Source organism: Ruegeria sp. G10, from assembly GCF_056533645.1.
This window is the reverse complement of record NZ_JBQFOQ010000011.1, coordinates 37584-50788: the sequence shown is the minus strand read 5'-3', so window position 1 is coordinate 50788 and position 13205 is coordinate 37584. Positions and strand designations below refer to the sequence as shown.

The 13205-nt window shown below is 56.5% G+C and carries 13 protein-coding genes; 12 read left to right on the top strand and 1 reads right to left on the bottom strand.

Annotated features, from left to right (window positions below; translation table 11 throughout):
- Positions 1-73 precede the first annotated feature (73 nt).
- The 9 genes from ACR0KM_RS17075 to ACR0KM_RS17035 all read left to right on the top strand — a co-directional run bounded on the left by ACR0KM_RS17075 (position 74) and on the right by ACR0KM_RS17035 (position 9206).
- On the top strand, positions 74-1813 hold the full coding sequence (locus ACR0KM_RS17075; RefSeq protein WP_480860577.1) for an ABC transporter substrate-binding protein: 1740 nt from the start codon (positions 74-76) through the stop codon (positions 1811-1813).
- An 81-nt stretch (positions 1814-1894) separates the two neighbouring features.
- Entirely contained in the window at positions 1895-2944 is a 1050-nt protein-coding gene (locus ACR0KM_RS17070) for an ABC transporter ATP-binding protein (RefSeq protein ID WP_480860579.1), read from the top strand.
- A 1-nt stretch (position 2945) separates the two neighbouring features.
- Positions 2946-4019, top strand: coding sequence for an ABC transporter ATP-binding protein (locus ACR0KM_RS17065; protein WP_480860581.1), 1074 nt, complete (start codon positions 2946-2948; stop codon positions 4017-4019).
- The gene (locus ACR0KM_RS17060; protein WP_170670891.1) at positions 4019-4882 is read left to right on the top strand and encodes a carbohydrate ABC transporter permease; all 864 of its coding nucleotides are present in this window, start codon (positions 4019-4021) and stop codon (positions 4880-4882) included. The genes ACR0KM_RS17065 and ACR0KM_RS17060 overlap by 1 nt, the downstream gene beginning before the upstream one ends.
- Positions 4879-5676, top strand: a complete 798-nt coding sequence (locus tag ACR0KM_RS17055) for a carbohydrate ABC transporter permease (protein ID WP_480825613.1) — start codon at positions 4879-4881, stop codon at positions 5674-5676. The genes ACR0KM_RS17060 and ACR0KM_RS17055 overlap by 4 nt, the downstream gene beginning before the upstream one ends.
- An 8-nt stretch (positions 5677-5684) precedes the next feature.
- Positions 5685-6086, top strand: a complete 402-nt coding sequence (locus tag ACR0KM_RS17050) for a DUF2160 domain-containing protein (protein ID WP_480825611.1) — start codon at positions 5685-5687, stop codon at positions 6084-6086.
- A 66-nt stretch (positions 6087-6152) separates the two neighbouring features.
- Positions 6153-6548, top strand: coding sequence for a BlaI/MecI/CopY family transcriptional regulator (locus ACR0KM_RS17045; RefSeq protein ID WP_480825736.1), 396 nt, complete (start codon positions 6153-6155; stop codon positions 6546-6548).
- The gene (locus ACR0KM_RS17040) at positions 6535-7632 is read left to right on the top strand and encodes a M56 family metallopeptidase (RefSeq protein ID WP_480860583.1); all 1098 of its coding nucleotides are present in this window, start codon (positions 6535-6537) and stop codon (positions 7630-7632) included. The genes ACR0KM_RS17045 and ACR0KM_RS17040 overlap by 14 nt, the downstream gene beginning before the upstream one ends.
- Before the next feature lie 554 nt (positions 7633-8186).
- A complete protein-coding gene (locus tag ACR0KM_RS17035; protein ID WP_480860586.1) occupies positions 8187-9206 on the top strand; it encodes an AbrB family transcriptional regulator in 1020 nt (339 codons plus the stop codon).
- Between the two features lie 386 nt (positions 9207-9592).
- Here the strand turns inward: ACR0KM_RS17035 and ACR0KM_RS17030 are convergent, their stop codons facing one another.
- On the bottom strand, positions 9593-9910 hold the full coding sequence (locus ACR0KM_RS17030) for a hypothetical protein (RefSeq protein WP_480860588.1): 318 nt from the start codon (positions 9908-9910) through the stop codon (positions 9593-9595).
- Between the two features lie 465 nt (positions 9911-10375).
- On the opposite strand from ACR0KM_RS17030, the gene ACR0KM_RS17025 reads away from it, so the two are divergent.
- From ACR0KM_RS17025 to ACR0KM_RS17015, 3 genes are all read left to right on the top strand, one after another.
- Positions 10376-11479, top strand: coding sequence for a helix-turn-helix transcriptional regulator (locus ACR0KM_RS17025; protein ID WP_480860591.1), 1104 nt, complete (start codon positions 10376-10378; stop codon positions 11477-11479).
- Between the two features lie 444 nt (positions 11480-11923).
- Positions 11924-12499 carry a hypothetical protein gene (locus ACR0KM_RS17020; protein ID WP_480860593.1) on the top strand — a complete coding sequence of 192 codons (576 nt, stop codon included), beginning with the start codon at positions 11924-11926 and terminating at the stop codon, positions 12497-12499.
- A 101-nt stretch (positions 12500-12600) separates the two neighbouring features.
- Entirely contained in the window at positions 12601-13161 is a 561-nt protein-coding gene (locus ACR0KM_RS17015; protein ID WP_480860595.1) for a hypothetical protein, read from the top strand.
- Positions 13162-13205: the final 44 nt, after the last annotated feature.

The following is a 13205-nucleotide window of genomic DNA, read 5'->3' as shown; positions in this document are numbered from 1 at the left end:
CACATGCAAAAAATCGCTGATGCTGTTTGTCATCCGGTTTGCACCGGATCACATAATCTTTGGGAGGAGACAGATGCGGAGACATCTACTTTCCGCAGTGGCGGCGGCTGCCGTCATTGCGGGGCACGGTCCTGCTTGGGCCGACGAAGCCGCAGCACAACGTTGGATTGACGACGAATTCCAGCCATCGACTTTGTCGAAAGACGAGCAGATGGGTGAGATGAAATGGTTCATCGAAGCTGCACAACCCTACGCTGGCATGGAAATCAACGTCCTGTCGGAAGGTATCCCGACCCACTCCTACGAGTCCGAGGTGCTGACCAAGGCGTTCGAAGAAATCACCGGTATCAAGGTCAACCACCAGATCCTCGGTGAGGGCGAAGTGGTTCAGGCCGTTCAAACCCAGATGCAGACGGGCCGGAACCTGTATGACGGCTACGTCAATGACAGTGACCTGATCGGTACGCATTCACGCCTGCAACTGGCCTACAACCTGACTGAACAGATGGCAGGCGACTGGGCGGCGACCACATCGCCGACGCTCGATCTGGATGACTTCATGGGCATTCAGTTCACCACTGGCCCGGATGGCAACCTGTATCAGCTGCCCGACCAGCAATTCGCGAACCTCTATTGGTTCCGCAAGGACTGGTTCGATGATGAGGCCAACAAAGCTGCATTCAAAGAAAAGTACGGCTACGATCTGGGTGTTCCGGTCAACTGGTCGGCCTATGAGGACATCGCCGAGTTCTTCACCAACGACGTAAAGGAAGTTGATGGTGTGGCGATCTACGGCCACATGGACTACGGCAAGCGTGCGCCTGACCTGGGTTGGCGTATGACCGACGCGTGGCTCTCGATGGCTGGTGCCGGAGACGTGGGCGAGCCGAACGGTGTTCCCGTAGACGAATGGGGCATCCGCATGGAAGCGGGCACCTGTAACCCTGTCGGTGCATCCGTCTCTCGCGGTGGTGCGGCCAACGGTCCGGCTGCGGTCTATGCGATCCGCAAATGGGATGAGTGGCTGCGGAACTATGCGCCTCCGGGTGCGGCGTCTTATGACTTCTACCAGTCGCTGCCGGCACTCAGCCAGGGCAACGTGGCCCAGCAGATCTTCTGGTACACCGCCTTCACCGCAGACATGGTGAAGCCGAAGTCCGAAGGCAACAACACGGTTGATGACGAAGGCACGCCGCTGTGGCGGATGGCGCCCAGCCCGCACGGCCCCTATTGGGAAGAAGGCCAGAAGGTTGGCTATCAGGACGTGGGGTCGTGGACTTTCCTGAAATCCACACCTTCTGATCGCGCTCAGGCGGCGTGGCTGTATGCTCAGTTCGTGACGTCCAAGACTGTCGACGTGAAGAAGTCCCATGTGGGTCTGACCTTCATCCGCGACAGCTCGGTCAACCACGAGTCCTTCACCGAACGCGCACCCAAGCTGGGTGGTCTGGTCGAGTTCTACCGCTCGCCTGATCGAGTCGCATGGTCGCCGACCGGCATCAACGTTCCGGATTATCCGAAGCTGGCCCAGATCTGGTGGCAGCAAATCGGTGACGTGAACTCGGGCGCCTTCACCCCGCAAGAGGCGATGGACCGTCTGGCCGAGGAAATGGACATCACAATGGCCCGGATGCAGGCTGCGGATGAGGCCGCCAACGTCTATGGTGGCTGTGGTCCGCGCCTGAACGAGCCTCAGGATGCCGCTTTCTGGCTGGAAAAAGAAGGCTCGCCCAAGGCCAAGTTGGAAAACGAAAAGCCGCAGGGCCAGACCGTCAACTATGACGAACTGGTTGCGCGCTGGCAGGCCAACTAAGCCAAAGCAACCGGGGGTGCCGTGCGCGGCATCCCCACCTTACGACCAGTGCGGTGCACTGAAGGACCGGAATCCACGGACATGATCGAACTTCAAGATGCCACCAAACGGGTTGGCAACGTTATTCATATCAAGCCCACCAATCTGGCGCTGCAGACCGGCCATTTCAATGTGCTGCTGGGCGCGACAGGATCGGGCAAGACCTCGCTGATCAAGATGATGGCCGGGCTGGACCCGATCGCCTCGGGCAAGGTGCTGATGGACGGGCAGGACGTGACCCGGCTGAACACGCAAAAGCGGCAGATCAGTCTGGTACACCAGTTCTTCGTGAACTACCCGCATATGACCGTATTCGACAACATTGCCTCGCCCCTGCGCGTGGCGGGCATGGCAAAATCCGAGATTGAAGGCCGCGTCGAAGAGGCCGCCGACCTGCTGCAATTGCGCCCCATGTTGCACCGCCGACCGCATGAGTTGTCGGGCGGACAGCAGCAGCGCACAGCGTTGGCCCGGGCGATTGCTAAAGAAAGCCGGGCGGTGTTCCTGGACGAGCCGCTGGCCAACCTGGACTACAAATTGCGCGAGGAATTGCGCGAACAGCTTCCCGACTTGTTCGCCGGGCGCGGGGCCGTGGTGGTTTATGCCACGTCCGAGCCCGAAGAAGCGCTGCTGTTGGGTGGCTACACCGCACTTATGGAGGATGGACGCGTCACGCAGTTCGGCCCCACCGCAGACATCTATCGCAACCCCGAAAACATCGCCGCGGCGCGCGTCTTCTCGGACCCGCCGATCAACGTGGCCCACATCACCGTATCAGGCGCGCAAGCGCAACTGGCGGGTGGCGGAGGCTGGGCTGTCTCGGACATGGCCGACGGGGATTACATGGTTGCCGTGCGCCCGCACCGGGTTACACCTTTCCGCACCTCGGATGCGGATGTGGAACTGACGGGCCGCGTGATCGTGACCGAGCTGTCTGGCTCAGACTCCAGCGCGCATTTCCGGCATGGCTCGGATGATTGGGTTTCGCTGGCCGCTGGCGTACATCCCTATCAGGTCGGCGAAGATCACAGTTTCTACATGAACCCGGCCCATTGCCGGTATTTCGGCCAAGACGGCAAAAGGGTGGCCTGACATGGCACAGATCAAGCTTTCGAACCTGCGACACAGCTATATGCCTAACCCGCAAGGCCCGCAGGACTATGCGCTGAAGGAAATCGACGTTACCTGGCGCGATGGTGGGGCCTATGCGCTGCTGGGGCCCTCGGGTTGCGGCAAATCCACCTTGTTGAACATCATCTCGGGCCTGCTGACCCCGTCCGAAGGGCAAATCCTGTTCGATGACCGGGACGTCACCGCCCTGCCGCCCGATCAGCGCAACATCGCGCAGGTGTTCCAGTTTCCGGTGATCTACGACACGATGAACGTGGGCGAGAATCTTGCGTTCCCGCTTAAGAATCGCGGCGTCGATGCCGCAACGATCAAACGTCGCGTCGATGAGATTGCTGAGATGCTGGACGTCACCGATATGCTGAACACTCGCGCCAGCGGCCTCAGCCCAGACAACAAGCAAAAAATTTCTATGGGGCGCGGTCTGGTGCGCGACGACGTGAACGCGGTGATGTTTGACGAGCCGCTGACTGTGATCGATCCCCATCTGAAATGGAAGCTGCGGTCCAAGCTGAAAGAGCTGCATCAGCGCGTCAAAGCCACGATGATCTACGTGACCCATGACCAGACCGAGGCGCTGACCTTTGCGGATGAAGTCGTCGTAATGCAGGAAGGCGAAGTGGTGCAGATCGGCACGCCGGTTGAATTGTTCGAGCGGCCTCAGCACACGTTTGTCGGCCATTTCATCGGCTCACCGGGCATGAACGTCTTGCCGTGTGAAGCTAAAGGCGACCGGGCGATCTTCGAAGGCCATGAGGTCATGCTCGAAGGTCCCACCCACGGCGACGGTGGTCGCACTGATCTGGGTATCCGCCCCGAATATGTCGGATTTGGCAGCACCGGCATTCCGGCGCATGTGACCAAAGTTTCCGACATTGGCCGCCACTATGTGGTTAGTGCAATGGTGGGCAATACGGCTCTTAAGGCCGTAACAGAGCACGGCGCGCCCGAACCCGGATCAATGGTCTTCCTGCAATTCAAACCAGAACAATCCCGCGTTTACCGTGACGGCTGGATCGCAACCGAGGAGCGCAGCTGATGAGAACAGAAAACCAAAAAGCCTGGTTCTTTGTCCTGCCGGTGCTGGCGCTGGTCGCGTTCAACGCGCTGGTGCCGATGATGACAGTGGTCAATTACTCGGTGCAGGAAACTTTCGGCAACAACCAGTTCTTCTGGGAAGGGCTTGGTTGGTTCGAGCAAATCCTGCGTTCGGATCGTTTTCAGGCCGCGCTTGGACGGCAGTTCCTTTTCACCTTCCTGATCCTTCTGATCGAGGTGCCCTTGGGCATAATCGTCGCCCTGTCCATGCCCCGCAAAGGCTTCTGGGTGCCGGTCTGTCTGGTGCTGATGGCCCTGCCAATGCTGATCCCATGGAACGTGGTCGGGTCAATGTGGAACATCTTTACCCTGCCGAAAATCGGCCTGATGGGATACTTCCTGAATGACGTTCTGGGCATCAACTATGACATGACGCAACAGCCTCTGTCCGCCTGGATCACCGTCATCGTCATGGATGTCTGGCACTGGACCTCACTGGTTGTGCTGCTGTGCTATGCGGGCCTCGTATCGATTCCGGACGCCTATTACCAAGCCGCCAAAATCGACGGCGCCAGCCCGTGGTCAGTGTTCCGCTATATCCAGTTGCCCAAGATGAAGACTGTCCTGACCATCGCCGTCCTGCTGCGCTTTATGGACAGTTTCAACATCTATACCGAGCCCTTCGTGCTGACCGGCGGCGGCCCCGGCAACTCTACCACCCTGCTGTCGATCGACCTTGTGAAAATCGCGCTGGGACAGTTCGACCTTGGCCCTGCAGCCGCGATGAGCCTGATCTATTTCGCCATCACGCTGCTGGTCAGCTGGGTCTTCTACACTCTGATGACAAAGGATGACGCGCAATGAAGAAGCGGTCTCTTATCCCGATCCTCTATATCGCGTTCCTGATGTTGCCGATCTATTGGCTGGTGGCGATGTCCTTCAAGACCACGAACGAGATCCTGTCCGGCTTTTCCCTGTTCCCCCAGACCTTTACGCTGGAGAATTACATCACCATCTTCACCGACCCGACATGGTACTGGGGCTACATCAACTCGATCATCTATGTGACGATCAACACGGTGTTGTCGGTCTGTGTGGCCCTGCCTGCGGCCTACGCGTTCTCGCGCTATCGCTTCTTGGGCGATAAGCAGCTGTTCTTCTGGCTGCTGACCAACAGGATGGCTCCAGCGGCCGTGTTCGCGCTGCCGTTCTTCCAGCTCTATTCCTCGATCCACCTGTTCGACACCTATCTGGCCGTGGCTCTGGCGCATACGCTATTCAATGTGCCGCTGGCGGTGTGGATTCTGGAAGGCTTCATGCGCGGCATCCCTAAGGAACTGGACGAAACCGCCTATGTCGACGGTTACTCCTTCCCGCGCTTCTTCGTGACGATCTTCCTGCCCAACATCAAAGCTGGTGTGGGCGTCGCGGCGTTCTTCTGCTTCATGTTCTCGTGGGTTGAGATGCTGCTGGCCAAAACCCTGACGGCGGTCGAGGCCAAACCTATCGCCGCGGTGATGACCCGTACAGCGTCCAGTGCGGGGTATGAGCTTGGCCTGCTGGCGGCTGCCGGGACGCTCACCATTGTCCCCGGCGCCATCGTCATCTGGTTTGTCCGCAATTACATCGCGCGTGGGTTCGCGATGGGTCGTGTGTGAGGTTCGATATGCGTAAACTTCTTCTAACCTTTCCCTTTCTGCCGACCATGGCAACGGCCCAACAAGCTGGATGGGGCAATGTCGGCCAGCAAGAGGAAAAGGGGTTTTCCTGGACCGACCCCCTTTGGCCCGATTTCTGGATGGCCTGGACCCCGGCTACTCTGGCGCTGTTTATAGGCATCTTTTCAGCCATCGCAGTAATCGGCCTGCTCGAAGGGTTCAAATTCCGTGACGGGATCGAACGGCGCGGCGTGTTGGGTCTGACAACTACGTTGGGGGATCGGCTTTTCATTACCCTGCTGGGCTCGGCCTATATCTTCCTCGCTTGGCTTGGGTTGGTGGGTCAACCGGTCTGGACACCACTATTCCTGTCGATCGGCTGGGGCGTCTTCGTCTTCTGGAAAGTTTAAGCTTTGCGAAATAGCGAAAGGATGCTTGTCTGTCAGGCATACTAAAAAATGGCAACACCGAGATCGATGCGAAAGAAAAAGACAACCAATCTTCTGACTGAAGTGGAACTGGAGTTTATGAACGAACTCTGGGCGCTGGGTCAGGGCTCGGTCCGTGATGTCCTTGATCGCCTGCCACCTGACCGCAATCTGGCCTATACCTCCGGCGCTACAATTCTGCGTATCCTGGATGAAAAAGGCTTCGTCGAAAGCGAGAAGAACGGCAAGTCGCTGATCTACAGACCCTTGCTGGAAAAGGACAGGTACCAGTCGCGGTCGTTGCAAAATCTTGCCCGGACCCTTTTCGACGACACCCCCGCGACGCTAGTTGCAAGGCTGGTCGACGATGAGGGTCTGACAGAAGATGATCTGGAGGAAATTCGAGCACTGGTAGAGAGGAGACTGCAAAATGACAGCGGTTAAACCGGTTCTCGATACGTTTCTCGAGTTCAACGTTGTGCTTGGACTGTCAGTGCTGATCTGGCTGGCGCTGCGCGGAACCCTTGCGCTCACATCCATGCGTTACAGCTTTGTCGCTCAGCTTCGGTCGCTCAAGATACTCTGCATCTGCGTTTTAATCAGCCCGGTTCTGGCGGTGGGTGTTTCAGGTTTGGTCAGTCAGATTTGGCCCGGACGCGTTGTCGCGCTGGGGGACATCGCCGTAGCGGCCTATCTGCGCGGTGAAATCGCCATGCCAGCTGCGCAATTCGAAACCCTGCTGAATACGCGCGAACGCTGGGTCGATCATATCCTGTCAGGTGCCTCTTTCTTCGTGACTTGCGTATTGATTGTGCTGGCACTTGTGGCGGTTGTTCTGGCTGTTCGGGTTGCCCGCAACGCACTTGGGATTCGTGATGCTGTCCGGTCCAGCTTTCTTTGGCGACAGTCGGACAAGGTGGATATTCGTCTTTCAGATCGCGTAACCGTGCCGTTTGCAGTGCGTGGCCTTCGTCGTCGTCACGTCGTTTTGCCCAGCCATTTGCTAAACTCTCCACGCGATTTGCGCTTTGCTCTGGCACATGAATTCCAGCACATCCGCGCGCTGGACGTGGAATGGGAATTGGGCTTCGAGCTTTTGCGTCCGCTACTGTTCTGGAACCCGGCCTATCTGGCCATGAAGCATCAGTTTGACCGGCTTCGCGAACTGGCCTGCGATCAGTCTGTCGTCTCGCGCAAGGGGATTGACGCAACCGACTATACTGCCTGTTTGCTGGACTACTGCGCGCGATCGGTAAAGCTGAACAGCCCCCGCATTCTTCATGTGGCTCTCGTGAACGGGTCGAAAGCAAAGCACGTTCTTCGTCAGCGTGTGATTGCCCTGACCTATGCGCCCCTGACGACAACCCAGTTGTCATCCATTTTCCTTGGGTTGACACTTGCCCTCGTTGTTGTGCTTGCCATCGGCTCGGCCTCGGTACGTCAAACTCAGGATTGGAGCCATGATCGTTTGATGCTTTCAACAGTGGTAAATCTGGAGCGGCTGGAAGCTCGGAATCGGGGCAATTGATCGGCTGTAATCCAAGACTTGCGCTGAGTGAATAGTTGGCCTCTCGATTGCGGTCAGCAAGTTTGTAGGGGTTTCGACGCTGCTGGTGGTTGCGGATTTTTTCTGAATCTCAGTTGAAAGTCTTGTTGTCATGCGGACGAACCGCTGCTGGACCGGATCAAGATAATCCACTACGCGGCCGAAGACTCTCTGCCGCATACCCTTACGGCAACGCTGCCAGAAGGCTCGCAGGTCGAACTGGTGCGGCGCAACCCAAAGGACAGCATCGCCGAACTATTCTCTGAGATGCAGAAACGTGAGAAATTCCTCGATTGCATGGGTGGCCATCAAAATGCCGATGACCTATACGACCGCTCGCAAGGCATCGGGAGGTCGCGTTCGCTGGACACGCCCACATCTTTGTTTCGATGACATAATCAGATCCGTGTGCGTTTCACTGCATAGCAGGTTAAATGTCAAATAGGGATCGTGGTTAAAGCATGAGAGCCGGTCTCGCGGTCCCGCGATCACAGGATTGAAAGAAAGGTCATGAGGGTGCCCTTGGAACCGCAGCGATGACAGTCTTTCTGACCTTCGCAGTCGGACTCGCTGGCGTGGCCGGGTTTCACTTGCTTGATCTGCCGTTGCCCTGGTTGTTAGGCCCCATCTTTGCCTGTCTCATGGCGGCTGCTTTCAGGATGCCGCTGCGTGGGATTGCAGCTGTAAACAAATCTATGCGAACCATTCTTGGTGTCGCGGTTGGTGCGACCCTGACACCTACGGTTTTGGCAAGTTTTCCGTCGATGTGGCCCACACTGGCGATGATCCCGGTCAGCGTGATTTTTATCGGGCTGATCGGCGTGCCCTATTTCCGTCGCGTCTGGGGATGTGACATGCCGACGGCCTACTACGCGGCCATGCCCGGCGGGCTTCAGGATATGCTGGTTTTCGGCGAAGAAGCGGGCGGCAACGTTCGAACACTGTCTCTGATCCATGCAACACGTGTGCTGCTGATCGTGACGGCTCTGCCGTTCATTCTTGAGATTATCTGGGATGTCGATCTCAGCAACCCGCCCGGAGAGTCTGCTGCGTCAATCCCGGCACAAGAATTGCTGATCATGCTTGTCTGTGCGATTGCAGGTTGGCGCATTGCGGAACGGATCGGGTTATTTGGAGCGTCAATTCTCGGCCCGATGATCGCAGCGGCGATAGCAGCCTTGACGGGCGTGTTGCATTTCCGGCCGCCGGCCGAGGCGATCTGGCTGGCGCAGTTCTTCATCGGTCTCACCGTCGGCGCGAAGTATTCTGGCGTGACACGTACAGAGGTTCGGCGCGACCTCGTTGCCGGGGCGGGCTTCTGCTTGGTTCTGATCGCCTTGACGTTCCTATTGGTCGAGTTCGCGATCATCTTTGACCTTGCGCCCGGTCGTGAGGCCTTGCTGGCCTTCGCCCCCGGGGGACAGGCCGAAATGGCAGTGCTGGCGTTAATCGTCGGGGCAGATGTGGCTTTCGTAGTCGTACATCATGTGTTTCGGATTGTTTTGGTGATCCTTGGCGCACCAATCATAATGCGCCTCGTTGACAGGTTTCAGTGATCTGTAGCACTTGCAGAATGCAAAATCCTCGTAGGCAGGCGAGTCTATTGCGTTGCGCGTCCAGGCAATGATCTACCCACGTGTGGGCAAGACACAGGCCGTAAGCTCCAAGGAAACGAGGCACGTGACTGGGCCGATCCTAGTCTTTCTATTCTCATGACCAGCCATACGAAGCTCTTTTAGCTCGTAGAAATGCCATCGGTTATGAGACCGTTTCGCATTTAGAACCAAGCGATGAAGTCGCGCACCGCGATCTTTGAAGTGTCGCGGAGCTGGAAGACAAACCGACCCTCGACAAAGACGCTTTCGCCTACATCGATGTATTTCTGTGGATCGAATTCCAAATATCTGAACGGTACTCCTGATCCCAGCACCAACCATGCACGCTAATGCTGCTTGCAGCGCTTAACCTCTTGCACCATCTCGTGAAAATCATGCAAGGCTGCGATCTGAGCATCGCTGAGCTTAGTGCGATCGAGTTTGGCCTGATCGATCAGCACGTCAAGCGCTTCGGATATCCGGCCAATCTGCCTTCCATAGCTACCAACCTCGCGCAAAATGCGCCGCTCAAGTTCCGGTTTTTCGGTTCGGCCGAGGTCAATGTTGATAAAACCCAATTGCCCTACATTTTCGAGCCAGTTCGACCAGATATCAAAGACTTGGGTAACTGCACCCCCTAAAGGCGCTGTAATTCGCATTGTCATAGGTTTCTCCATATGCAAATGCGCCGCAGCGCAGCATGATCAAAGCCACGGGTCAAGCCCATGCGTCTTAGCCGACGATCTTCCACCGCTAGATGCTTGATTGCAGGAACAAAACGTTAAGCTGAGCCTGTGAAAAGCCGGCGAGTTTGTGTTGTCTCTTTTGACCAGACTGTATTCAAAACGCCTACCAAGAAGGGTAGTCGACAAAGCTACGGTGCAATCACTCTACGCACGGCTGATAGCCGCATCACGTTGAAAGAATACTCAAAGGCACCGTTCCATTTGGGCAGAGATACCAGTGACCAGTAACCCGGCGCGGTGTTGTAATCTTCGCGCGCATTGTGGAAGTTTGGGCGTGAATGCGGTAGTAGACTAAAGAATGAGTTAACTCTGATCGACACAACTATAAAGACGCGCCATGCGATCAAGAAAATCTTCTGAAGCAATGCCGAAATCGGATCAACGATGAGCTGCCTTGAACCAGACCTGAATATCGCGGCACTCCCTGAAGAAGCGCGGCGCGACGCGTGGAACGATTTTATGGCGGACTTCTGGCGTCTGGGTAGGCCATTGGTTGCCGGGCGGAATCTGGAGCTTAGCGTTTCTTCCCGTCAGTTGGAGGACGCCGTGTTCTGCCAATTGGCCATGTCGCCAGCAGAACTCGTGGGTAACAATCATGAGTTCGATTGTGTCGTGGTCCGTTACCAAAATGAGGGGAACACGGTCGCAAAGGTGGACGGTGAGACCACGCGCGTGACCCCCGGTTCATTGACGGTAATGGATTTGTCTGCGACGCGATATTGTTATTGCGACCGCTCCAAAGTTACCTATTTGGCGCTCAGAAAATCGGCCCTTCAGGTCACACGCCACCCTTTGCGGCCAATGACGCATTTTGACAATTCAACATCTGTCGGGCGGCTGATGATCGCAAATTTCCTGCATCTTGCAGACGAAATCTCACACAAACCAGAGCCAGCCGATGCCTCAGCGATCGGCTTGTTCGCCTCTCTGCTTGTCGCTGCGATCACGGATCGAGAAGCCCTGAACGCACAAGATCCGCAAACAGAAAGAGCCAAGCGTATTCGTGCCGAGCAGTTCATCTTCTCACGGCCGCTCTCGCGGCCCCTGCACATTGACGAGATGTGCGCCGCCGTCGGTATGTCGCGATCGACGCTGTATCGCCTGTTTCGCGCAGACGGTGGGTTGCAGGCCTACTTGACCAATATGCGCTTGGAATGTGCGCATAATACCCTCGTCAGAAGCCAACCTGAACGCGGGGCGGTTACATCGATCGCCACGCGTTTGGGATTTGTCGACACGTCAAGTTTTGTTCGCAGTTTCCGGCGCAAGTACAACTGCAAACCGGGCGATATCCTAGGGTCCGAGTACAGCGATCCCGTTCATGCGGATACCCGTGATCGACCAACCCCTCTGCATGTGGCGAACACTGGTGAAGGGACAACCAGACCGAACAAAGGGTTCTTTCAGGATCTTGGTGCATTGGCAAAGACAAAGGGCACTTACCAGCTTTCGCACACACCGAACCAATATGCGGGCCAGCATATCTAACGCCTAGTGCAGAAAGTTCAGCACTGCTTTGTTGTCAGGGCCGCGAATGGTTTTTGGGGACCCTCAAATACCGCCAATCAGGTCTGGGCGCTGCGCAGGCCTCCTCTCGCAGTTTGCAGTTTTCCCCTCATTTGTCGGTCGTTGCTTGTAAGTGTCGGGGTCCGTCTGACCGTGCCGTGAAACTCTCGGACAGTAAACTTGAGACACCAGGTACGTGAGGCAAAGGGCTCAAGCTGATAACGCATAGGTAAAGTATACTGGCTGCTGGCTTGAACGATCGCTGAAGGGAAGTTTTGCGCTGTGTCGACGATACGAAACTTGGTGGCGATGTAGCGTTTCGTGCTTGGCTCAGCAGCTCTATCGCGAATGTCGCACGGGCTGAGTCTTTCCCAAAGGTGACTGGCAACCTCATGCCAAAACAAAACTGAGTTGAATGGAACACCGATGAAACAGGCACCGAAAACGCTCTGGAATCCACTGGCGGCACTTGCAATCGCACTGATGCCCGCGATTGCAGTCGCAGAACAAAAACCTGCACAGGAAACCTTCTTTTTCGTCCAGCATGCGCCCTCTGCAACTTTGGACGACGGTACGTTGACGCTTCATGATGCGGATGCACATATGATCGTTTTTGCTGATCGGCCGCACCGCCTTGCGGTTGCGGTTCCAAGCGCGGAGTTGATCAAGATCTGGGGCAAGGGGCAAAACAGCTTTGCCGAGGACCCGCCAAATGCAGCGCTTGTGGGACAATCAGCGGGCCAACCGGTTTCGGTCATCGTTGAATTGACCAACCCAAAGCAAAAAGACGGAAACCTGGTCTTCGGTTACACAGTCTTGGAAGGCGCTGAGGTCCAGTCCCTAGAACAGAGCTATTTGGTCATAGACGACAACCCGTTCGCGGAGTTTTACAAAACCATGGCCGATCTGGCGGCCGTTTCCACCGGGGACGCAGGGCAATCGACACAGCTGAACGGCGATGTGGGTATGGGTATTCTGTCACAAGGCGTTTCGTCGAACTGAGGCGCTTACGTGTGCTCAGCTATCGCGTTGCCCTCAGGCGGGGCGCGGTAGTTCCCTCATCTAGCATTTGAAGCATTGTGCACGGTCAGAAGGCAACAGGCATGAAAAAGGCAGGCATCACACGAGCAGGCATAGCCACCACTCTGGCAGCGGGGGTCATTACGGCTTCTGCATCAGCTGAGCAAACGAAAGACTTAACCAGCTTTCTGTTTGTTCAGCATGCCAGCGTGGCAACGCTGGACAACGGAACACTGACACTTGAAAGCCCGGACGCGAACATGATCATTTTCGCAGATCGCCCGCACCGCGCCGCTGGAGTCATGCCGACTTCAGAACTGCTCAAAGTGTGGAGTGAAGGGACGGACAGTTTTGCCGATGATCCACCAAACGCCGTACTGATGGGGCAAGCGGATGGCAAACCCGTTGCGATGGTCGTCGAACTATCGGATCCCAGGCAATCCGCTAACTCGCTAACGTTCACTTACACCATCTTGGAAGGTTCCGAGGTGCCCGTTCTTGAGCAAAGTTATCTGGTGATTGATGAGAGCCCGTGGGCAGACATCGAAGGAGGGTGGGACCTTGCGGCAGATGCTTTCACCGGCGGCGGCAACACGATTCAGCTGGATGCAGATTCCGGGCTGCTGGGCACGCAATCAGATTGAGATAATCAATCAATCTGGCCAATACGGCAGAAAAACAACCCCGG